The 23,810-nt window shown below is 42.6% G+C and carries 17 protein-coding genes and 1 pseudogene; 15 read left to right on the top strand and 3 right to left on the bottom strand.

Annotated elements, in window-relative coordinates; all coding sequences use genetic code 11:
* Positions 1-819: 819 nt before the first annotated feature.
* From glgX to AC5JM2_RS11895, 11 genes and pseudogenes are all read left to right on the top strand, one after another.
* Positions 820-2,940: a glycogen debranching protein GlgX gene (gene glgX, locus AC5JM2_RS11945; protein WP_495835095.1), complete on the top strand. Its 2,121-nt coding sequence runs from the start codon at positions 820-822 to the stop codon at positions 2,938-2,940.
* Between the two features lie 38 nt (positions 2,941-2,978).
* Positions 2,979-5,150, top strand: coding sequence for an AGE family epimerase/isomerase (locus AC5JM2_RS11940; RefSeq protein WP_495835094.1), 2,172 nt, complete (start codon positions 2,979-2,981; stop codon positions 5,148-5,150).
* Positions 5,151-5,334: 184 nt separating this feature from the next.
* A complete protein-coding gene (locus tag AC5JM2_RS11935; RefSeq protein ID WP_495835093.1) occupies positions 5,335-6,996 on the top strand; it encodes an FAD-dependent oxidoreductase in 1,662 nt (553 codons plus the stop codon).
* 2 nt (positions 6,997-6,998) lie between these two features.
* The gene (locus AC5JM2_RS11930) at positions 6,999-8,501 is read left to right on the top strand and encodes an ATP-binding protein (protein ID WP_495835092.1); all 1,503 of its coding nucleotides are present in this window, start codon (positions 6,999-7,001) and stop codon (positions 8,499-8,501) included.
* Between the two features lie 203 nt (positions 8,502-8,704).
* Positions 8,705-10,300: a GMC oxidoreductase gene (locus tag AC5JM2_RS11925; RefSeq protein ID WP_495835091.1), complete on the top strand. Its 1,596-nt coding sequence runs from the start codon at positions 8,705-8,707 to the stop codon at positions 10,298-10,300.
* Positions 10,301-10,610: 310 nt separating this feature from the next.
* Positions 10,611-12,413: an iron uptake porin gene (locus AC5JM2_RS11920; protein WP_495835090.1), complete on the top strand. Its 1,803-nt coding sequence runs from the start codon at positions 10,611-10,613 to the stop codon at positions 12,411-12,413.
* A 242-nt stretch (positions 12,414-12,655) separates the two neighbouring features.
* A complete protein-coding gene (locus AC5JM2_RS11915) occupies positions 12,656-13,681 on the top strand; it encodes an SMP-30/gluconolactonase/LRE family protein (RefSeq protein WP_495835089.1) in 1,026 nt (341 codons plus the stop codon).
* A 284-nt stretch (positions 13,682-13,965) separates the two neighbouring features.
* Positions 13,966-14,363 (top strand): annotated as a pseudogene (locus AC5JM2_RS11910) (IS66 family transposase); the annotation flags it as partial.
* Between the two features lie 10 nt (positions 14,364-14,373).
* Positions 14,374-14,523 (top strand): hypothetical protein, encoded by a 150-nt coding sequence (locus tag AC5JM2_RS11905; protein ID WP_495835088.1) that lies wholly within the window; start codon positions 14,374-14,376, stop codon positions 14,521-14,523.
* A gap of 295 nt (positions 14,524-14,818) precedes the next feature.
* Positions 14,819-15,460 carry a hypothetical protein gene (locus AC5JM2_RS11900; protein WP_495835087.1) on the top strand — a complete coding sequence of 214 codons (642 nt, stop codon included), beginning with the start codon at positions 14,819-14,821 and terminating at the stop codon, positions 15,458-15,460.
* 56 nt (positions 15,461-15,516) lie between these two features.
* Positions 15,517-15,972 carry a hypothetical protein gene (locus AC5JM2_RS11895; RefSeq protein ID WP_495835086.1) on the top strand — a complete coding sequence of 152 codons (456 nt, stop codon included), beginning with the start codon at positions 15,517-15,519 and terminating at the stop codon, positions 15,970-15,972.
* A gap of 1,043 nt (positions 15,973-17,015) precedes the next feature.
* Here AC5JM2_RS11895 and AC5JM2_RS11890 read toward each other — a convergent pair.
* Positions 17,016-17,627 carry a cation efflux transmembrane domain-containing protein gene (locus AC5JM2_RS11890; RefSeq protein ID WP_495835085.1) on the bottom strand — a complete coding sequence of 204 codons (612 nt, stop codon included), beginning with the start codon at positions 17,625-17,627 and terminating at the stop codon, positions 17,016-17,018.
* A 900-nt stretch (positions 17,628-18,527) separates the two neighbouring features.
* Between AC5JM2_RS11890 and AC5JM2_RS11885 the strand changes: the two genes are divergently transcribed.
* The 4 genes from AC5JM2_RS11885 to AC5JM2_RS11870 all read left to right on the top strand — a co-directional run bounded on the left by AC5JM2_RS11885 (position 18,528) and on the right by AC5JM2_RS11870 (position 20,954).
* Positions 18,528-18,683, top strand: coding sequence for a hypothetical protein (locus tag AC5JM2_RS11885; RefSeq protein ID WP_495835084.1), 156 nt, complete (start codon positions 18,528-18,530; stop codon positions 18,681-18,683).
* A 10-nt stretch (positions 18,684-18,693) separates the two neighbouring features.
* The gene (locus AC5JM2_RS11880; protein ID WP_495835083.1) at positions 18,694-19,902 is read left to right on the top strand and encodes a multidrug effflux MFS transporter; all 1,209 of its coding nucleotides are present in this window, start codon (positions 18,694-18,696) and stop codon (positions 19,900-19,902) included.
* A 32-nt stretch (positions 19,903-19,934) separates the two neighbouring features.
* Positions 19,935-20,510, top strand: coding sequence for an isochorismatase family protein (locus AC5JM2_RS11875; RefSeq protein WP_495835082.1), 576 nt, complete (start codon positions 19,935-19,937; stop codon positions 20,508-20,510).
* 69 nt (positions 20,511-20,579) lie between these two features.
* Positions 20,580-20,954 (top strand): ester cyclase, encoded by a 375-nt coding sequence (locus tag AC5JM2_RS11870; RefSeq protein WP_495835081.1) that lies wholly within the window; start codon positions 20,580-20,582, stop codon positions 20,952-20,954.
* 508 nt (positions 20,955-21,462) lie between these two features.
* Here AC5JM2_RS11870 and AC5JM2_RS11865 read toward each other — a convergent pair.
* Both AC5JM2_RS11865 and AC5JM2_RS11860 read right to left on the bottom strand, forming a co-directional pair.
* Positions 21,463-22,947, bottom strand: a complete 1,485-nt coding sequence (locus AC5JM2_RS11865) for a UbiD family decarboxylase (RefSeq protein WP_495835080.1) — start codon at positions 22,945-22,947, stop codon at positions 21,463-21,465.
* Positions 22,913-23,560 carry a UbiX family flavin prenyltransferase gene (locus AC5JM2_RS11860; protein ID WP_495835079.1) on the bottom strand — a complete coding sequence of 216 codons (648 nt, stop codon included), beginning with the start codon at positions 23,558-23,560 and terminating at the stop codon, positions 22,913-22,915. Before AC5JM2_RS11860 ends, AC5JM2_RS11865 begins: the two co-directional genes overlap by 35 nt.
* Positions 23,561-23,810 lie beyond the last annotated feature (250 nt).

The raw sequence follows: 23,810 nt of genomic DNA, 5'->3' as shown, positions 1-23,810 counted from the left end.
TCTTACCCTATGGCGGAGCGCCATAGAGCGGGGGTGCCTCTTTCAGAGGAACTTCGCTCTTCGCAATCGACGCTCACCGGAGCTACTCCTTCAAGTGCGGGTTTCCTGACTTGTAGACGCCCGCCAGAAGGCGAACCGTATTGGGGTAGGAAGTGGCGTCCAAGACTGCGACCCTCTCACCGCTGCGCGTCTACGTTAAATTAGGTATTCTTCTGGCGGTTCGAGAGTAGTCATTTTTTTAGTTTTTTTATCGATCTGGGTGTTTCATCGACATGAATATGGCTAAGTTAAAGAATAGATCGAACCTAAACTATTAACCATTTCTGCCGTTGAAAAAAATAGCAAAAATAAGATAAACTTTATCGGGGTTATATCAATATAAAAGCTTGAGCGAAAGAATACAAACTTCTTCCGAAAGTTCAACCCTTACAAGGTTGTTTTGTACTCCTTAAACTTAATTATTACTGGTGAACTAAAAGTCAATGTAGTTACCAGTGCACAATTGACGCCTAAAGTACAAAAATTACCTTATTAAGCGCTCAAAAGTAAGGAGGTGCATCTTATAACTTTGCATAAAGATGTATCTGATTTACCTTTTTTTCAACGAGATAATTGTGACATTAAGAACAGAACGTACTTGCTAATCCAAGCCTTAAGTGCAACACAGGTAACGAATAAACCCTTAGCGGAATATTCCATAATGAATAAAAAATGTAAAAGTAGTTAACACAAAAATCAAGCCTTTCGCAAAGCCTTAAAACGTTGAGGCAAAATCGAAATAAACAACTAATTAAATGCCGTAAGGATAGAAAGGGCAAAATGACTTTAACTACAGCTAAACAACTGGTTAAACCAGCAACAAATCAATACCAATTTGAATCGGGATGTGCACATCCTTTGGGTGCAATACCGGACAAAAACGGAGTAAACTTCTCAGTATTTTCAGAGCATGCCAGATCTGTTGAACTTTTGTTGTTTGATAAGTCTGATGCTCCGGAACCTACACACATTATTCAATTAAACCCAAGGACAAATAAAACCTTTCACTTTTGGCATATCTACGTGAGAGGATTAAAACCCGGCGCTCATTACGCCTACCGGGTTGACAGTGCTCAGGGTTTACATGGGGAAGGACACCGCTTTAACAAAAATAAGGTACTGCTTGATCCCTACGCTAGAGGAAACACCAACACCCTTTGGAAGCGCAACGATGCTTTGGGATCACAAGACAACTTAGCGACTTCGATGCGTAGTGTAGTTGTCGATATATCGGATTACGACTGGGAAGGCGATCGCCCCATCAATCGCTCAATGAGTGAGACCATCATTTATGAAGTACATGTTGGCGGATTTACTAAGTCACCTTCCTCAGGCTGCAAACATCCCGGTACTTTTTCTGCAATCATTGAGAAGATTCCTTACCTCAAAGAGTTGGGAATAACTGCTGTTGAACTCCTGCCAATATTTGACTTTGATGAAAAGAACAATCTCCGAGAAGTTGACGGCAACCCACTGAGTGATTACTGGGGATATAATCCACACAGCTACTTTGCTCCTGAAGGTTCATATTGTGTTCTGTGTGATGTCGGAAACCATCTCACGGAGTTTCGGGATATGGTCAAGGCGTTGCACAAGGAAGGGATTGAGGTCATCCTGGATGTGGTCTTTAACCACACCGACGAGGGAAACCATGAAGGTCCAATTATCAATTTTAAAGGCTTTTTCAATAGCATCTTCTACCACCTAGTGTCCTGGGACAAGCAGTACTACATGGACTACTCTGGGTGTGGAAATACCGTCAACTGTAATCACCCAATAGTGCAGAAGTTGATTGTAGATAGCTTAGAATTTTGGGTCAAAGAGATGCACGTTGATGGCTTTCGGTTTGATGAAGGTTCTATTCTATCCCGTGGCCAAGACGGAGCACCAATGGTTCATCCGCCGGTAATATGGCAAATTGAAACGTCTGAAATTCTTGCTGACACCAAAATTATTACTGAAGCTTGGGATGCTGCTGGGCTTTATCAAATTGGTTACTTCCCTGGATATCGTTGGGCAGAATGGAATGGGCGCTTTCGAGACGATGTCCGGCGTTTTGTCAAGGGGGATGCAGGAATGGTTGGAGCAGTCGCTTGGCGTATTGCTGGAAGTGCGGATCTCTACCAATCAAGTGGACATTTACCAATTAACAGCGTTAATTTCATTACCTGCCATGATGGATTTACTCTCAATGATTTGGTTTCATACAATGACAAACACAATGAAGCCAATGGTGAAGACAATCGGGATGGTATTAATGACAATTTAAGCTGGAATTGTGGTGCTGAAGGAGAGACTGACAATCCAGAAATTGATGCATTGCGTCGCCGACAGATTAAGAATTTTACAGCCATTCTGATGCTTTCCCAAGGAATACCAATGTTTGTGGCTGGTGATGAAATCAGACGCACTCAAAATGGTAATAACAACGCTTACTGCCAGGATAATGAGATTAGTTGGTTTGATTGGAGTCTTGTAGAGAAGAATGCTGATCTTTTCAGGTTCTTCAAGCTGATGATTAATTTCCGCAACTGCTATTGCCATTCTGCTTTACGCCGTCGTGATTTTTTCTCTGGTGAAGTTAATGAGCGGGGCTTGGCGGATATTTCTTGGCATGGTTGTCAGTTATTTAACCCAGGTTGGCATGATCCTCATGCTAGAGTTCTCGCATTTACGTTGGGGGGTTTTGAAGAAGAAGCAGATATTCATGTCATGTTCAATATGTACTGGGAAGCACTCGACTTTGAAATCCCCTCTGTTGAAGGTAGGGAATGGTACAAAGTGGTAGATACCGCTCTTGCTTCTCCTATGGATATTGTGGAACCAGGGGAAGAGACTGTAGTTTCAGGCAATGTTTATTCTGTTAAAGACCGTAGCATTGTTGTTCTCATTTCTAAATAGTTTATCGTTAAAATATTTCAAATTTTGGAGAAAAACTCATGAATAATATGGGCTTTCAATTTTCTGATTTGATTGCTGGGTACATTACAAATTTTGATTCCACCAAGGAAGAGCTTGGTACTTTCAATCTGAAAACATCAGACGGGAGGGAATTTGAAGTAGCACTGACTTCAATGACGTATGCTGAGTTAGTACGCAATTTGGATGAGCCTTATTTTGATTGCACGAGCCAGATAAGTTCAATGCTCGTTCCAAATCGGTATCTTTTTGTGTATGGCACTTTCTATCCTGAAGCGAGTGAGTACAAGTTTGAAGCTAAACACATTGTTTTTCTGGGTAGAACAGAAAATGACTATCTTTTTGAAAGACCAGATTGGTGGGTCAAGCAAGTACGAAGTCTTGCCAATTTTTACTTAAAAGCCCAGTTTGAAAATGGCGAAATAGATTATCGCAAATATCGCACTGGTATCGGCTTGGTTGGTTCTAAAGAAGATAGTACTCGTCAAGAAACTGACACAATTTCACGCCTGGTTTACGGTTTTGCCACAGCTTATATGTTGACCGGAGATGAGCGGTATCTAGAAGCTGCGGAAAAAGGTACCGAATATCTGCGTGAACATATGCGTTTTCTGGATGAGGGCGAAGGTATTTGTTATTGGTATCATGCCACTGACGTGAAGCCAGATGGCAGTGAGCAAAAAATATTCTCCTCGGAATTTGGGGATGATTATGATGCTATCCCAGCTTATGAGCAAATTTATGCGCTGGCTGGTCCTACCCAGACTTATCGGATAACAGGCGATCCACGCATCATCAAAGATATCGAGTTGACCATCAATCTGTTTAACAAGTATTTTCTGGACAAGACAGATAAAGGGGGATTTTTCTCCCACATCGACCCGATTACTCTCAGCCCTTACCCTAAGTCTTTAGGTCATAACCGCGCGAAAAAGAACTGGAACTCAGTAGGTGATCATGCCCCAGCCTATCTGATCAATCTCTGGCTAGCGACTGGCGAGGAAAAATACGCACTTTTCCTTGAGTACACGTTTGACACTATTGAAAAGCGGTTTCCAGATTACGAACATAGCCCCTTTGTTCAAGAACGTTTTCATGAGGATTGGAGCCATGATACAACCTGGGGGTGGCAACAGAATCGAGCAGTCGTAGGTCATAACCTCAAAATTGCCTGGAACCTGATGCGGATGAACCACCTGAAAGCAAAAGAAAAGTATGTGGATCTAGCAGAAAAGATTGCACAAATCATGCCTGCAGTCGGCAGCGACCAACAGCGTGGGGGGTGGTACGATGTTGTGGAACGCATTCTCAAACCAGGAGAAGAAGTACACCGCTTTGTCTGGCATGATCGGAAGGCTTGGTGGCAGCAAGAACAGGCTATCTTAGCCTACCTCATTTTGGCAGGCTCACTTGATAAACCTGAATATCAGCGCTTTGCACGTGAAGCCGCAGGTTTCTATAACGCCTGGTTCCTCGATTACACGGGTGGCGGTGTCTATTTCAATGTTCTGGCAAATGGAGTTCCTTACTTGCTAGGAACTGAGCGAGGCAAGGGCAGTCACTCAATGAGCGGTTACCACTCGTTTGAGCTAGCCTACTTGGCTTGTGTTTATACGAACCTTATGATTACTAAGCAGCCGATGGATTTGTACTTCAAGCCAAAAGCGGGTGGCTTTAAGGATAACATTCTGCGGGTTGCACCAGATATCCTACCACCTGGTAGCGTGCGGATTGGCGAGGTATGGATCAACGGGCAAAAGCATTCCGATTTTGATACCGAAAGTTTAACAGTCAAATTGCCATCTACTCAAGACGAACTGAAAGTTCGAGTCAGACTTGTTCCTACTCAAGTATCTTTCGATGCAACATTGTTAGAAGTGACTGATAATATTGCCAAGATTTCTTTAACTGGGTTATTAGATGCCAGTGCTATAGAACGTTTTCAGGAGGTGTTGATTAGAGCGACAGAACAGCCAGTCAAACGCGTTGTCTTACTGCTACAAGACTTAGAATGTATTACTGCTGCTGGTGTACGAGCTCTTATTTTCAGTAAACAAAAACTGGGACCTCATGTTGACATCTATATAGTTGGTGCTCCCGATAACGTGAAGCAATTCCTCAAGGCGAGCGCATTCTGCGAAGGTGTCACTGTGTTGGATCAGTATGAAACTGTTGAGATAGTCGGCGTGTAGGTTTACCTAAAAGACAGTTTGGTAGTCCTAAATCAGCTAACGGATACATGACTCAAATAAGAGAACTATGGTCTAAAGCTATTTAGGACTGCGCTCTGCCTTTAATAATACCGCTACGGAATCATGTGTGAAAATTAGCTTTTTTGTATTATTTATTACATTAAAAATAAAATAAGGAGCGATTGTGGTTAATCCTATACTACTTACAGTTGACGATGACCCTGGAGTTCTACGAGTCATAGAACGCGATCTCCGACAGGAGTACGGTAACCGCTTTCGGGTACTGCGAGCAGACTCAGGTGCAAAAGCCTTAAATGTGCTGCAACAGTTAAAACTACGTAACGAGATGCCTGCGCTGTTTCTGGTAGATCAACGGATGCCACAGATGACAGGCGTGCAGTTCCTCGAAAAAGCTATGCAAATTTTCCCGTCAGCAAAACGGGTTTTGCTAACAGCTTATGCAGACACCGATGCTGCTGTCTATGCTATCAATACAGCAAAGATTGATTACTATCTCTTGAAACCGTGGGAACCCCCACAAGAACTCCTATACCCTGTTCTTAACGATTTGCTAGATGATTGGGTCTCGTCATACCGTCCAGCCTTTGAAGGGGTTCGTCTTATTGGTTCGCGTTGGTCGCCCAAGTCGCATCAAATCAAGGACTTCTTGGCCCGCAACCATGTGCCTTATCAGTGGCTGGATATGGAGACAGAGGATGAGGCGCACGAATGGATTCTTTATACCCAATGTAATCCTGCACACCTACCACTAGTAATATACCCTGATGGTTCGTACATTACACAACCAACATGCGTCCAGATTGCTGAGAAAGTCGGGTTAAAGACGCGTGCTGAAATGCCGTTTTACGACGTAGTCATTGTGGGCGCTGGCCCGGCTGGTTTGGCAGCAGCCGTCTATGCCGCGTCTGAAGGTTTACGCACGGTATTGATTGAAAAAGAGGCTCCAGGAGGGCAAGCAGGGACGAGTTCTCGTATTGAGAACTATTTAGGGTTTCCAAATGGACTGACTGGAGCAGACCTGGCTCGGCGCGCCGTCACTCAAGCCAAACGATTCGGCGTAGAGATTCTGACGCCACAAGAAGTCAGTGACATTCGCTTGCAAGACTCATATCGCATCGTTAAGCTAGCGGACGGGACAGAATTAAGTTGTCACTCGCTACTGATTGCAACTGGCGTCTCGTATCGCAAGCTTAATGTACCCGACATTGACAAACTGACCGGGGCAGGTGTTTACTACGGCGCAGCAACATCCGAAGTTCTCTCTTGCATGAATGAAGATGTTTATATCGTTGGCGCGGCTAACTCAGCCGGACAGGCGGCGGTACACATCTCTAAGTATGCTCGTAATGTGACTATACTCGTGCGCGGCGACTCACTGACTACAAGCATGTCAAAGTACTTAATAGATCAAATCTTAGCAACAGACAATATTACAGTGCGGTTTCACTCCAACATTGTCCAAGTTCATGGTGAAACCCATTTGGAGGCGATTACTATCGCCGATGCTACAATCGGCGAAAAGCAAACTGTTCCCACAAAGTTGCTGTTCATCTTCATCGGCGCGAAACCACACACTGATTGGCTGACTAACGTTGTGGAAAGAGACGAACAAGGGTTTATCCTAACTGGACCGAACTTGATGGGTAATGAACGATGCTCAAAGGCATGGAAGTTGGATCGCCAACCCTTCCTGCTTGAATCTAGTGTACCAGGTATCTTCGTGGCTGGAGATGTGCGTTGCGGATCGGTAAAGCGAGTCGCTTCAGGGGTTGGAGAGGGTGCGATCGCTGTTCAATTCATTCATCAATATCTTAGTAAGGTGTGATTATGTTGGACGCTTTGCGCCAGGTGCCACTCTTTGCACAATTAACAGATCAGCAATTGCAATGGTTGTCGGAACGCAGCCACCAATTATGGCTCATTCCAGGAGAATACATAGCCATTGAGGGAGAAGCGGTAGACAATTTCTATGTGCTGATAGAAGGTGAGATTGAGTTTACAAAAAAGGTAGGCAATGCGGAAAGGCAAGTGATGACCTTTGGACCTGGAACATATACGGGTCATGAATTGATCTTGTTAGACAAACCTCACCATCTTGTCAACGTGCGTGCCCTAAAAGCAAGCTATATGTTGAAATGGAACGTAGATACTTTCTGGCAAATGCTCACAATCTGTCCTTCGATTACACGTGACTTTCTCATTATGACAGCACAGCGAGTGCAAATCCTGGAGTCAATGTCACAGCATCACGGAAAGCTAATAGCACTCGGCACCTTAGCAGCTGGCCTTGCCCACGAGTTGAACAACCCAGCTACAGCGGTTAGTCGAAGTGCGACGTACTTGCACGACATCTTTCAACAGTTGCCATCCCTCGCACTCAAGCTCAATCAAAAGCAGATCACAAAAGAGCAACTGTTGTTTCTTGACAAATTGCTGCACGACACAATTGCCCAAACAGCAACATTATCCCTGCTAGACCCTCTAACGCAGAGTGACCAGGAACAAGAAATTACAGCCTGGTTAGATTTACATGACGTGGCTGATGGATGGAAAATCGCCTCTACCCTAGTCCGGGCAGGACTGAACACTCAATGGCTCAATACTCTGGTGGAGCATATACCCACTGAATCGCTTGGCGAAGTGTTGACTTGGTTTGAAGCCGCGCTAACAGGGGTTGAGTTGTTGGACGAAATCGACCAAAGCTCAGGGCGCATCTCCGAACTGGTCAAAGCAATCAAAGAGTACTCGTATATGGATCAGGCTCCGATGCAGGAGGTGGATGTACACCGGGGACTCGAAAGTACGCTGACAATTCTGGGTCACAAGCTAAAAGGTAGTGGTATAACTATAACCCGCGATTATGATCGGAGCTTGCCACCGATCTTTGCCTATGGTAGCGAACTCAACCAAGTGTGGACCAACCTGATTGACAATGCCATCGGTGCAATGGGTGGACAGGGACAAATCTGGATTCGCACAGAAGGCGAGAATAGCTGTGTACTGGTAGAAATTACTGACAACGGTCCAGGGATTCCGCCAGAAATTCAACAGCGCATCTTCGAGCCGTTTTTTACTACAAAGGGAGTAGGGGAAGGAACCGGCTTAGGTCTGGTCATTACTTACCGGATTGTTGAGAAGCATAAAGGCGATATCCGCTTGTGTTCCGAACCGGGAAAGACTCGCTTTCAGGTTGTTTTGCCCATCGCTTTGGGCGGAACGACGCCTGAATGCGGCCAATGCGAAAAGAATAAAACCGGGGAGAATGCAGGTATGCAATCTGTACACATTTCATTAGGGAGTGTGTGGGATCAAAAAATGGTTGAAAGATAGGAATTCTAAATGATTCATTTTAAAATGTTTGCAAAGGTTTCTTTGCAGGATGAAGCTAATAGTTTTAACGTCAGAATTGTAAAACAGATAAATGAAACTGAATCTGGCGTTAACTGGATTTTTACTTTAACTTTTGAAAAAATAGCTAATTTTTTCAAGCGATTTAGAACAAGTCAACTAATAATTCATACTCTGGAGAATTTATGCCTCATATGTCTTATTGCCGCCGTCGCTTTCTTCAAACTGCTGCCTTACTCACTGCTGGTTTAAGTGCTTCAATAATTAATCCTCTTCGTACTAGGGCTACAAATACCCAGAATGAGTCTGTAGATGCTCTGATCATTGGTAGCGGTTTTGGTGGCGCTGTTGCAGCTTTGCGTCTAGCACAAGCTGGTATCCATACAGTAGTACTAGAACGCGGTCGTCGTTGGGATATTCAACCTGACGGAAATACTTTTGCTACTTTTCGTAAACCTGATGGTCGAGCTGCTTGGCTAAGTCCAAAAACTGCATTTGGGGATTCTGTAGACATATATCCGGGAATTTTTGAGAGGTTAGATGAAGATGGAATTACTGTTTTAACTGGTGCTGGTGTTGGAGGAGGTTCGCTAGTTTATAACGCTATTACTTATCAACCTCCTCGAAATTTATTTTATAGGGTTTTTCCTTCTAGCGTCAGCTATGAAGAAATGGACCAAATTTACTATCCTCTTGTTCGCTCAATGTTGGGAGCAACGCCAATTCCACAAGACATACTATCAACAAAGTATTATGATACAGTACGGCTGTTACTTGAGAACGGAACTAAAGCAGGCTTACCTACTCGTTTATTAGACTTGGCTGTAAATTGGGATATAGTTCGTCAAGAACTCAGTGGGCAAAAGGTTGCTTCCACTATTCTTGCAGAAGTTTGGTTTGGAATTAATAGCGGAGCTAAAAATAGCGTAGATCACAATTATTTACCCCAAGCAGAACGAACCGGATATGTAGAAATTCTCCCTCTACATGTAGTAACGGAAATTAGTGAATTATCGAGACATGGTTACCAGGTTTTATCTAATGAGATCAATGAAAAAGGAGAAGTTATTCGCTCAAAAACTTTTACTTGTCGCTATTTGTTTTTAGCCGCCGGTTCCATAGGCACTAGTAAGCTTTTGGTTAAGGCTAAAGCAAAAGGTACATTACCTAGATTAAGTCCCAGTGTTGGCAAATATTGGGGTAATAATGGAGATATGGTTGCTCAGCGTTCAAATTTACCAAATGGCGTAATTGATCTAGGAGGACCTTCAGGTGCCGTTGTTGAAAACTTCAGCAACACTCAAAATCCGATTTCTCTAATGAATCTTCAAGATTGGACTGATGGTTCAGGACAACAACGGTGTCTGACATTAGGTTTGCCAAAACCTAATGGGTTCTTCACCTACGATCAATCTACAGATGCTGTCACACTACACTGGCCTACATCTGAAAATCAAAGTAACTTATCGGCAGCACAGAATACTTACAACACCCTTGATAGTAGAATTGCTACTTCTAGCACCACACCTAAAACTGAAGTTGATGCCAGTATCTGTGCCCATCCCTTAGGAGGAGCTGTCATCGGGAAAGTTTGCGATGAATATGGTCGGGTGTTTGGTTATGAAGGACTATATGTCGTTGATAGTGCTTTTATCCCTGGCTCTACAGCGTGTACAAATCCTTCATTCACTATTGCAGCTTTGGCAGAACGTAGCATGAAAACAATTCTTGCACAAGATATCACGTTTGGAAAATATAGTCGCCGACAAACTCGCCATTAATTTTATGTATACTAGGAGACAAAAGCTAATAAAAAGTTGCATTTCAGTTCACGTCTGGTAAAACACTTATAAAAAAGCATGTAGTTCTACTGTATTTGTTCAAATATTATTAACATCAAAAACAGCACAACTACGAACCTATCTTTTACTTATAAGTAATTAATAAGACGTGATATCAAGGTACAAATCCAAGTTTTGTACTTGGACAAACAAACATTCCGTTTATCCAACTAAAAAAACCTGGTTTTTACAATAGTTGGATTAGTTCTTTAGAAAAAGAGGAAAAGTCTATAATTCGTTAGGTGGTCTCATGTCCCTAACTAAAAACATAGAAGTGAAATTCCGTCAGTTGAAAGCGAACACCTTTAGTTTACAAGCAATGAGAAAGATTTATTCATCCCTTGCTGGGAGTATTAGTATTCTTTCTCTAATTTTACAGAATGCTTCCGCAGTGGCTGAAACATCAACGTCTGTTGCTAATAGTTTTAAGGCAGTTGTTACAGATGAAAATATGTTTGCTGCAAGCCCTACTGTTTTTGAGGTTAAAGGTAGCGAATTTAGAGTACACGGACCTATTCCAGCAATTTCTCCTCTTTTAGCTCAAGTTGGAACGAAAACTGTTCCTCAAAAGCAGATCCTCCCGACAGATACTTTAAACCAAGTTACGTCAGTGAATCAGCTTTCAGATGTACAGTCTACTGACTGGACTTTCCAAGCTCTCCAATCTTTAATCGAGCGTTATGGAGTTGTTGCAGCCTACCCTAATGGAACTTACCGGGGTAATCGGGCTATGACTCGTTATGAGTTTGCTGCCGGAATCAATGCAGCGCTTGAGCGAGTGAATGAGCTCATTGCAACTGGGTTTAAGACCCACCAGGTATCCCGCGAAGACTTGCTAACGTTACAACGACTCCAGCAAGAGTTTGCGGCAGAACTGGCAAGTTTGCGGGGTCGTGTAGATACTCTGGAAGCTCATACGGCAGAGATCGAAGCCAATCAGTTCTCCACCACCACTAAGCTTACAGGTCTAGTAGTCACTGCTGTGACTGGAGGAAGCTTTAGCGGCGAGCGCATCATTGATCCAAAAGGTGCAGAAATTGCCAATAAACAACCAAATGCCACCATTGCCTATCGAGCTTCCCTAAATTTGAACACCAGCTTTAGTGGGACAGATTTCCTACTAGTCCGGTTGGAGACAGGCAGCGCTCGATCTGAGGATAACGCCTCTGGTTACTTGGAGCCCAACTTTGGTAGTGTCCTGGACTTCTCTTATCGCTCAGCCATCGACGACAAGTTTCTACTTACTCGGCTGTACTACAGCTTTAAGCCATTTAAGGACTTCAAAGTAACCCTCGGTCCAACGATTACCGCCCCAGATTTCGTTGACACAAATAGCTATGCCAACTATGGTCATTATGACTTCTCAACTTTGGCATTAACGAATAACTATATCCTCTTTCCTGTCTTGAATTTGGGATCTGGGGCGTTTATCGAGTGGAAACCTGGGTCGGGGGCGTTTACGGTGCGGGCAGTTTATGTAGCTGGGGACGGGGCAAATCCCATCCCCAATAACCAGAGTTCTCGTGCTAGTGTATCGCCTCTAGTCAACCTGTTATATCCTAAAGGGGATGGTAAAAATGGCTTGTTCGGAAATCCTAATCAGACTACGGTTGAGCTGGAGTATGCACCCTCTAAAGCCTTCGCTCTACGCCTCCAGTACAGTGGCGGCAATTTATTCGATGGTCGATTTGATGTCTTCGGGGCAAACTTTGAACTAGCGCTCTCGCAACAACTGGCTATCTTTGGCCGTTACGGATATGGCAGCTACAGTAACACGGTTTTTGGTAACATCAACCCCAAATATTGGATGGCTGGGTTTGCATTCCGAGACCTGTTCAAGCCAGGTGCTTTAGCCGGTATCGCTGTAGGTCAGCCTTTTATAGAGACTGTGGTGGGTAACGCTACACAGACGAACTTTGAAGCATTCTACAATTTCCCAATTAACGATAACATTCGGATTACACCTGTAGTACAAATAATTACTAATCCGGCCAATCAAGAAAGTAACGGCACAATTTACACAGGTACTCTACGGACAAGTATAACCTTTTAAAATAATCAATCAAGTGCAATAAGTCGGTTAATAACAGAAAACGTAACTATATAGTGAAAGATAAAATATTCAAATTCCGTTCGTAGTTGCGTAAGGAGCGCTCTGTGCACAACTAGAAACCAGTTATAAGTATTAATACTTACTTACTTAAAGGCTCTGTTATAACATTGTAACCACAGAGCGAAGAGGCATTTATGTATGTGTTTATTAATTAGACGACTACGAACAGCGGTTTTTATATTATGCGGAACTTTTGTTTGTTCATTTTTAGCTGTACACAACTCCTGCTGCTAGTTTCTTGTAATCAGACTACGCGGGACACCACATCTACCTCGTCTGTACAAACGTCGCAGCAAGCTGATAAGGTTGTAGCTGCTACCTCTTCTGAGGAGGCATTGCTGCCGCCCGCGTATTTGGTTTCACCGACACAGGTTTTGCAAAGTGACAAATACAGCGAAGGAGTTGTCATAGACCGTCAGGGCAACGTCTACTTCTCCCAAACAAAAGCCGGGACAATTACAGTTTTAAATGCTAATGATCGCCGTTCTCGCATTTGGGCTAAAGTCCCAGGTGCCAACGGTCATAAAATTATGCCCGACGGCACTCATATCGTTGCTGCCCAAAACTCGGTTTTACAACTAGATTCCAATGGCAAGAACCTAAAAGTGATAGCAAAGGAATTTAACGGCAAACCCTTGCTGTATCCCAACGACATCACCATCGATTCTAATACAGGTTTTTACTTCACCGACTCCGGCAGCGCAAACCCCAATGTCGCCAATGGCTCGGTCTACTACGTGAATTCTTCTGGAAAAATTAACTCTGTCGCTACCGGATTTGCCTTTTCTAATGGGCTTGTCCTTACTCAGGACCACAAACGCCTCTTTGTTGGCGAGAGTAATAAAAACCGAGTTTTAGTCTACGACGTGCTATCACCGGGAAAGGTAGGATCGCAAAAAGTGTTTGCTACTCTGCCTGTTAAACAGGGAGAGCAAATCGACAACAAGCCTGACGGGATGGCCCTAGATGCGATGGGTAACCTTTACATAGCTCACTATGGCATGGGTCAAGTAGAGGTTCTCAATCCAGGCGGTAAAGTGATCCGTCAGTACTCGACTGGCAACCTCACCAATAGCAACGTTGCTTTTGCCGGTCAGAACCTCGACCAACTATTTGTGACCGGCGGCATAAAAACAGAAGACGGGAAAGGAGCGCTCCAGCGCCTAGACCTTGGTGTTCATGGATTGGACATCCGCCCCAGTAAGTAATACCAATTTTGTAAACTCTGAAGAAACACTTTGCGTAAAGCTTTCTGACAACTGTCACACGGGTATAATTTGGCTAGAACGTTTATAAATCGATGTTTACGAGCATTTACCTCAATTTGAAATATATGTGCCAGTTGACCTTATATTGTGACGCTTGCGTAAGTCCTACAAGTATTTCCCAATTGAGTGACTGGGTACAGCAGGACTAACCGAATATTCATATGGATGAAACGCCCTGGCCGGTTAAAGGGTTAAAAGAATGGTTGTGGGTAATTGCTCATCCTCAGGACCAACCAAATATTCATGTGGATGAAACGCCCTGGCCGGTTAAAGGGTTAAAAGAATGGTTGTGGGTAATTGCTCATCCTCAGTTCTGTTTGTTTCAAGCGGCAGATACACGCTCTCGCGCCGAGTTAGAAGCCATTTTAGGGACTGAGTATACAGGGGTACACAGAGCGCGATGAATGAGCGTGTTTACAACAGCTATGCAGTTACTGACCAACAGAAATGTTTGGCTCATCTACGCCATCACTTCAAGAAACTAAATGAACTTCCTGATCTTCACAACCAAGCTATTGGCGAAGCGTTTGTTAACTTGATTGATGAAGCCTTCAAAAACTACCGTCTGTGGCAACAGACGGGGGATGAGGTCAGTTACAACGATTGGGTCAATCAATTCAAATAATTTTGAGATGCTTCACTACGCTACCGCTATGTATGCCCTTCAGGCACGCTACGCGAACAGCATGACATTTTTGACTTCTCAGACATCCTCTGAACTCGACTTTATCCATTTTTTTGACACTGGGATCGCTATCGCTGAAACCTCTGTAGGATGGTAGTTTTACTTTTTGAACTTCATCGAGAATCTGTGACGTGTAAAAAGTATTTGCCAAAAAGCCAAGGTTTTTGCCGGATAAAGAAAACCGAATTCTCAATTTTGGATAAAGTCGAGCTGAAGAAAAAATCTAACCTTGCAAACGAAAAATTAACCCTTGTGAGCGGAAAGCCTCATTTGTTAGATTTGTTGCTGTCAAGTTTCGCATCGTGCGTAAAGAAAAATTACCGTGCGGAAATACTAGATGTCTGACTGTATGAATGTGAAATCAATACTATCAAATAGATAATCAAAGTTTTATGAAGTTCATGAAATTTTTTCGCTTTTTCGCTGTTTTTGCTATTGTTGTCAGTTTGTTAATCACCTTCAATACATATTCCCAAGCACAAGACAATCAACAGAACAATACAAATAACTGCATTGTTCATAATTTTAAGAAAGGGCAACGTCAGGATGTATTTCCTTCACTTCCAAGCAATTTAGTATTACAACAAAAAATCACTCACACTGCCGTCATAACAGTTAACCAGGATGACTTTTCTTACCAACAGAAAGCATTTGAGAATGCTGGCTTTAATTCTTGGACGCCAGTAAACACCGTCAACTCATCAGCCACTTATTGTGGCAAGCCTGTTCAATTGAAAGCAGATATCCTCTTATCTCAGGATTACCTAACTGCACCAGGTTACTTTGAGATCTTCTATGTTTATGGAGACGAGCCAACCTTCTTCTCGGACTACTACAATATTCATGGACCAAGCTTATTATATACCGGATTGGAAGCTCTTCCGGGAGTTACCTATGAGCAAGTTCAAAATTTTCTTCAACAACAAAATATTCCTATCGTATTTCATAGTGAAGCGCTAGGAGCTATTGTCGATTTCATTCGCATTGGATATGCATACTTTGAAATCGTCACACCTATATCAACCACCAACTAATCTCAACAATCAGACCCACTTTAAATATCCTACAAAATTGGAAATTACTGAAACTTATGAAAAATCTTTTCGCTGTTATATTTAGTGCTAGCCTTCTTTTGAGCGTTGGACTAAGCAATGCTCCAGCAGCACATGCTGACTCAAATACTGACTCAAAATGTACAAATGCGACTGTAGCAGGTAGCTTTGGAATTCAAACGACGGGAACTCTTCTTGAGGGTGCGGCAGTACAACCTGCTGGACCTTTTGCTGCAACTGGTGTGTATAACCTTGACGGTAAAGGAAACTTTAGCACGAAGCAGACTTATAGTGCCAACGGTCAAATTGAGGTGCTGAATGCATCAGGTACTTATAATTTAGAACAAGACTGCACTATAACGTTCAAATTTGCTGGACCTACAGCTGGTACTCAGTTAGGAACAAGCGGTGTTGTTGTTAAGCATGGTACAGAAATTCTGGTGATCGAAACGGATCCGGGCACGGTAATTACAGCCATTTTGAAAAAAATTTGACGCCGACTTACTTAGAGGGTGACAGACTCAAAATCAGACCTTGGTTTAATACAGTTAATTAAACCAAGGTCTGATTTTTTTTGAAAAAATAAATTGATAACAAAAGCTAATAGATAAACTCTAGCCCAGAAGCATAAAGTTAACCGTGTATTACTTGGTAAAAGGGCTTTATTTGACTATCGTTGGGAGTCTTCAGGAGTCATAGTAGTTGCGCTTGCTACTCTTGTTGCCAGTGTAATTATCTTCCCTCACTTACACCCGTATTTCTCACAAGTCCGCGCATTCATCATAACCTTTACCCAGATTATGTTTCGGACATTTTTGACGTTGAAACCTACCTTATCTCATCCGAATTTATCTGCCATCAGTTCTTATTGCTTCTTATTGATAATAGGTTTTGATGCTATTTTTGCTGATTCATGGCTGCTCAAATGTCTTTTTTTGATTCAGATGTCTATTTTTATGCTTATTTTGCTTTTTTCTCTCAGTAATTTCCTGATTGTGACAGTTGGGGTGCGGAATGTGGGTTGAAAATTTGCCTCCACCCCTAAACGCCTGAATCTAGGTTTTATAAGGTTTTAAGAATTGTTGTGAAAAATCCGGGTTACTGTACCTCACCCAGTTGATATCCGCTATATTTATCCCAATTGTTCTTTTCTGAGATCTTGCTCCTTCTCAATAAGGGGTAGATGGCAGTGTCCAACAAACGACATCATGAGCCTTTTAAGCTTTGATTTTCCCAATAAGATGTTGGTGCAAGATCTGAGCCTCCCACGGGCGCGATTAACGCTCCCGCAAAATATGAAACAAGCACATTTTTATAATGTTTCTCAAAACCTTACTGTATAACGGTTCTAAAATGTGCTTGTTAAGAGTTTTCTTGATTGGGAATCATAGTATTTTATTGTAGTTTTTCGACAATTATTAAAACTATTGGAGAGAGAGTCGAGCGTCGCTTGACTCTCCCCCCACCTCTTTGTGTGATTATCATTATCACAGAGATTTTTTTAATGATGCATAACTAGCAACTTTGGTTAATATCATTACATATTTAAAATTTCCCAAGATTGAAAGAGGACTTTTCCGGCTGATTTAGCAAACAAGACGGTGAGCAGGAGTCCGACAATCAAATCTGGTAACAATGAGCCTGTTAGAAATACCAATCCTGCTGCCCCAAGAAGAAAAGTGTTAGCGATGATGTCATTACGAGAACAAAGCCATACTGAAGACATATTGAGATTATCGTTTCTGTGTGTATTTAGCAAGTATAGACAAAGCAGATTGGCAAGCAAAGCTATGAACCCTATAGTACTCATAGCCCTAACTTCTGGTGTTGTTTCAGCTTGTATCTGGTAGCAGGCTCTAGCAAACACAGTCACAGCTGATAGGAACATAATCACCCCCTTTAACAAGGCAGGTCTTGCCTGAGCTTCACTTCCTTTGTTGAGGACATACAAAATACTGCCATAAACCAGAGCATCACCCAACATATCAAGCGAATCTCCTGTTAGTAAAAGGGAATTAGAGTTGATACCTGTACCCAATTCCACGACGAACATCACACTGTTAATTAGCAAAACAGTCCACAGAACCTTTCTGTGCTGTTTTCTGAGCTGATTCAGTTTATAAGTTTTGTTTTGACCGCAATTACCCATAACTAGTACCTCTAATCAGATATATACGTATTAGGCATCTCCGAAAAATGCCAATGCCTATCTATAACTGGCTTTTAACAGGCGATCGCCTTACATACCGAAAAATAAGAAAAAAGGGAATTAGTGATCGCAAACTAATAGAAACCTTCCAAGGAAGCCCAAACGATCAAATCCCATGTGAATAGGGGTTTTATATTTTTCAGGAGCGAATACCAGTGGCATAAGCCGCTAGTCGGAGGCTCTTAACTTGCACATTTTAGAACCGTTATACAGTAAGGCTTTGAGAAACATCATAAAAATGTGCTTGTTTCATATAATGTTTTCGGTCTACTGAATTTCATTCTTAAAGCTCTATTCTGTAGAGCTTCATCTTAAATTGATATTCTCTCTACTTCACAAATTTTATGAAATGAAAAATATGACGGCAAGGGTTGTTTTTTCGGATTAAGTTTACATTTTTTATTTTCTAATTTGTGCATATCTAATTTAGACACTATCTCCAGGGTAAGCGCATCTCAAACCCTATTGACTCAGTATTTCTGGCCTTGTACTTTTTCGATGTCAGACTCACCTACTGAGATGGTAAAAATCCCTCGTGCTTTGTTGGAACGTTTGACCGATACTTTGGGCTATGCCGCCTAAATGGATAAAGTCGAGCTAAATTTCTCGCCTTAACCAGGAAGTTTACAACTTCTGTATAAATGGCTATATTGCTAAAAAGCAATACTTTATCATTTAAAACCCCTAGATAAGTAAAACCTAAAAAATGCAAACTTGCTGCAAAAATTAAACCATTGTATTCTTATTTTATTTTGTATACAGTTTTGAATATCAAGGTTAATAGTTTTAGCTTTATTTTTTGTCTAACTCTCACTAGGTAATCCATAATATGTAAAATTTATGCGTTATATATCTTATGGTCGTCGCTTTCTTCAAACTGCCACCTTATTCGGTGCTGGTGTAGCAGCTTCAGTACTTAACCCTTTTCGTACTAGAGCTACAAATACTCAGAAAGAGTTTGTAGATGCTCTGATAATGCTACATTATCTTCATTAAAGGATGAAGTATGAGAAAAATTATAGTAAATTATTTAGTGGTTTTTCTGATAACTTGTATAACTGCGTTGGGGTCAATTTCCGTATCGGTATATTTACTTTCTTTACCTGTCATAACAAAATCCCTGAATTGCGACCCTTCAGCTACACAATTTACAGTTACTGCATTCCTTTTTATTTTTGCTCTATCCCAATTAGTGTATGGATCTTTGTCTGATCGATTCGGTAGAAAATCACCAATTCTAGCCGGAATAATTGTATATACACAGGGAAGCATTCTGTGTGCTTTAGCTTATGACATAAATATATTGATCATTGGACGATTAGTACAAGGTATCGGCGCAAGCGCGGGTCCTTCACTGGGAAAAGCAATTATCCGCGATATGTACGAAGGTTCTAAGTTAACATCGTCTTTAGCTATAGTTACAGCAGCGGTAGCTTTATCGCCTATGCTAGGTCCATTTATGGGCGGTTATATAGATACTTTTTGGGGTTGGCGTGTTATATTTCTTGCTTTGGTAATTGTAGCAGTTATGCTTGGTTTAACCGTTAATTTTCTATTACCAGAAACTATTCAGCAGCGGAACTCTAGAAGTACACATATCAAGGTAATTTTTCAACGTTATAAGATTTTAATTGCCGATAAAGAATATATTTTTGCGACGTTGTGTGCAGGGTGTCTTACAGCAGGTAATTTTGCCTGGAATTCTGCTGCTCCTTTTGTTTTTTCTGACTTTTTTCATGTAAATGCTGATAACTATGGCACTCTATCAGTTTTTGTCGGTGCAGGGTACCTGACAGGCACGATATCTACCTCTTTTTTATCAAGATACCTGACAAATTATAGAATTGTCTACTCAGGTCTGTTACTGTCTCTTATTTCGTCAGTATTGTTGTTTTTACCGTCAATCTTTTTGTCATCTGCTTGGCAAATGTTGATACCTATGATAATGTACACAGTTGGAATGGGTATTGTTATTCCGGCTGCTGCTGCCTGTGCTATGTCTCGTTTTTCTGAAATTGCAGGTTCAGCAGCAGGTCTTTTCGGAGCAATTCAAATATTCATAGGGGCTTTAGGAAGTGCAATAATCAGCATATTTCACACGAGCAGCGCGCTACCTGTTGTTTGTATTCTTTTTGCATTTGCTTTGCTAGCATTTTATTGTGGTCAAATCGCACTTTTTCCTTTGCGAGCAAAAATCATCTCCAAACTCAAATAGTAACCTATTAATCAACTTGAAAGGAATCACTCATGAACAAGACAAAAATATATCCAAAAGATGTGGTTATCCTATTTGCTGATTTACAGGAGGGAATTGCTGAACTATCTAAAACTATTCCTTCTAATAGATTAAAAAAAGGGGTAACTGGACTCGCTAAGATCGCGAAAATTCTTGATCTGCCAGTCATCATTACTGCTGTGGCTGATGCGGAAGGTTCAGCAAAGATTATGCCCGAAATTGCACAGGTTCTGGGCAACTTACCAGTTATTTATAGAACAACTGCTGACTCTATGTTGAATGAGGAAATAGTGGGAGCTATCAAAGCTTCGGGACGTCAGACAATTCTAATCTCAGGAGTTGCAACAGAATTAGCTGTTCAACTTCCCGCACTTAGTGGGGTAGATATGGGGTATCGCACTTTCGTAGTAGTTGATGCGTGTGGAGGTATGAGTGAGCGAACTGAAAATGCTGCACTCAGCCGTATTGAGCGCAATGGTGGAAATCTTGTGTCAGTTTTGACCTTAGCGGGTGAACTGGCAGGAGATTTTCGCACTGAAGTGGCGCAAGCACTAACTCCCATAATTTTTGAAATGGCGACTGCTTAAACCCGGATTTCTCACAAAGTCTGAAAAAATAGGGATCAAAAACTGCGAAAATATCTAGGATATACAAACATGACGACGCAACAGAATAAGGAATTCGTAATAAACCATTTCGAGCAGTTTGTGAACCAAAAAAATCTGGAGATTGCGGAAAAGAACTTTGCGGTAGATTTTCATGACCATGAGCAGCCGGCTGGGTTGCCAGGGGGACGTGTTGGAGCGAAACAGTTTATGGCCGGCACTTACAAGAAGTATCCCGATCTCCACGTCACTATTGAGGATATTGTTGCGGAGAATGACAAAGTGTGGGTGTGCAATACATGGCGTGGAACGGACAGCGAGACTGGGAAAAAGATCGTATTTACAGGCGTGGTGATTTGGAGGTTAGCCGACGGCATATTCGTGGAGCGTTGGGCATTTGTGCAGCCCCCTAGTGAGAGCCACTAATCAAGTTAAACTCCGTAGTTTGTCGCTTGGCTGTTAACAGATGTGAAATAGTTGCTATCAGTAACTATCTCTAAGCATTTTTCTTACATTGGCTCTATAGGAGTCATACTTGATTCTTGCTAGGTATACCGAGAACTAAACCGTTGTACGGTAGCTCTTAGGTCATTTGGTTTTGCAAAAATCAAATACTAGTCGTATATAGCAATCTTATAGTGAGACTCCGTATTTCTTCGCTGCTGCCAATGCCACGCTCAGAAATATTTGGCTCAACCCTTTAATAGACCTCTTGCAAAAGTCCAAAAGTTGGGGATGTCATTCTGTAGACGCTTTGCGGTGAGGGGGTCGCAGTCTTGGCGGTGAGCGTCGATTGCGAACCCCCGTTAGCGCAGCGAGACCGAAGGTCTTCCCCGAAGGGCTTCCCGCAGGGTACGAAACGTAGTGCAGTGAAGAATCTCGCGAGATGTTTCGCTCCGATCAACATGACATTTTAAGTATTTATGCAAGAGGTCTATTGATAGCCGTAAGCATGCCAGTTATTTAAAACCCTTTCCTGTATTTCCTTAGGCCACCCCTCGCGGAACGAAGTTCGCCTCGGTCTATGCTCGGATGTCCAGCTATCCTGGCTCAAGCAGTTGTAAATGGCTTTGGTACTCATGAAAACCTTCTTTTCATCTGTACGCAGGAACACAGGGAGGTTAAGCATACTTTCCATAGGAAAATGCACTTCGCCAGTGCCGGGATGGCATCGTGTCGCAAACGCCCACACTACCTCGGCAGTGTTTGTCGGATCGATGTCATTTTCCATCACCAACACTTTCGGTATCCCATACCCAACGTGAGACTTGAAGATGATCTTGCCAATTTCCTGAATTAGCTGATCAGCATTCAGATTTGTCTTCTCCCGCCACTCCATGTCCATTGTAACTACCAGCCAATGCACAGCGGTTTCAAGCGGGGTGTAGCACATTGTGACTGGAAGATTGTGCTGGCGCAGTTCGTGTAGCACTTCTGCCGCTGCAGGTAAACCCCAAGCTGTATGGTCTTCCTCGACCGGCTCTCCTGCAACCACAACAGGCAGGATGGGATCGTTACGATAGGTTATTGCACTCACGTGGTAAACTGGTTTATTAGAACTCAGCCCCTGCCAAATGTATCCAGCATATTCTCCCATCGGTCCTTCAGGTGCTGTCTCTGTATGCGAGAGCAACCCTTCAATAACTATCTCTGCTGTAGCTGGAACCTCAAGATCCACTGTTTCACATCGCACAACCTCAAGCGCTTCATCCAGGTATGCCCCAATAAAACCCGACTCATCCACAAAGTCAGGTACTGGCATTCCTGAAACAAAGGGAATAGCAGGCTCTACTCCTAATGCCAGCGCAAAGGGCATTGGTTTATCCAACTCTTTCCACATTGCATGGATCTTGCCTAAATGCTGGGCTGGAGCAACAATGCCGGCCATCCTGTTCTTGTCTAAGATCATCATCCGGGCAATAGACCAATTAGTCCACTTCTTGTCGGGCGTTTGTGCAACAATTGTCCCGATTGTATTGATGTAGCGACCACCGTCCCCTGCATGAATTATTGGAGCAGGGAATCTAAGTAAATCTACTTGGTTGCCGAGAAGAATATTTTCTTTGCATGAACCAGTCTGAACTAACTTCGGTGGAATAAGGGTTTTCAAGCGTGCTTGCGCCAGCTTTTCAATAATCTCCTGTCCACTTGCATAGGGGTCTAAGCCCAGAGATATAGCTATACGCGAAAGGTAAAGACCCGGTTGGCGACTTACACCTCCGGGTGCGCCAAGTACCCGAAAGCCCTTTTCGATCCCTTTAATGTTATTGAACAACGGAGCCGGAGCCTTTAAGTCGTAAGACCGACGAGTAATTGCGCCAATTTCCAGGTTCCAGTCTACCTCTTGATCAATTTCTTGAACCTCACCAATTTCCTTTAAAACATCAATGTATTCTCGGAGACTCTTCAAGTGTTTCATCGCTTAATGCTCCAAATGAGTGAAAATTATCAGTAAAAGTGGTACTGTGTTCGCCCCAGCGTTGAACACATCCCGCCTCAATGTCAAATAGGTCAAGTACTCTACCAACTGTATGATTAATGATGTCATCCAGCGTTTTGGGACAATTATAAAATGCTGGTACTGGTGGTGCGATAATGGCTCCGCTTTCTGTGACTGCTAGCATGTTTTTGAGATGACCTGCATGGAGTGGAGTTTCACGAACCACCAACACGAGACGACGACGCTCTTTAAGTACAACATCAGCAGCGCGGCTTAGGAGATTACTGGTAATACCATTGGAAATTTCTGATAGGGTGCGAATTGAACACGGAATTATTACCATTCCCATTGTTTTGAATGAGCCGCTCGATATCGCCGCGCTAATATCGGAAATTGAATAGGTCACATCAGCTAGGCTGCGTAGCTCTTGAGCTGTCATATCTGTTTCAAAATCACGGGTGATCTCCGCTGACTTTGATACAACTAAATGACTTTCTATACTGACTCTCCTAAGCACCTCTAATAGTCTAATCCCATAAATAATGCCGGATGCACCACTTATACCAACAATTAAGCGTTGTTTTGGGGTCATAAATTACCTCTTTGTTAAAGGTTGAAATATAAGTTGACCGCCATAAATCGTGGTCTTAAAACGGCAGATTGTGAAGGTTTCTTTAACCCCGGAATGGAGGAAGCAATCGTCAGCATAGAAGCAACGCGATGATTAACGTCAATATGTCAAATCTATTCTGACCGAAACAATTTTAGATTTGAAATTTTAGATTTGAAATTGGGGAGCCAATACAGCAAGCGCGTAGCGTGGCACTTTGTGCCATAGTCCT

This window comes from Brasilonema angustatum (assembly GCF_059505445.1).
The sequence above is the reverse complement of the archived record's forward strand: the minus strand, read 5'-3'. Positions and strand labels throughout refer to the sequence as shown.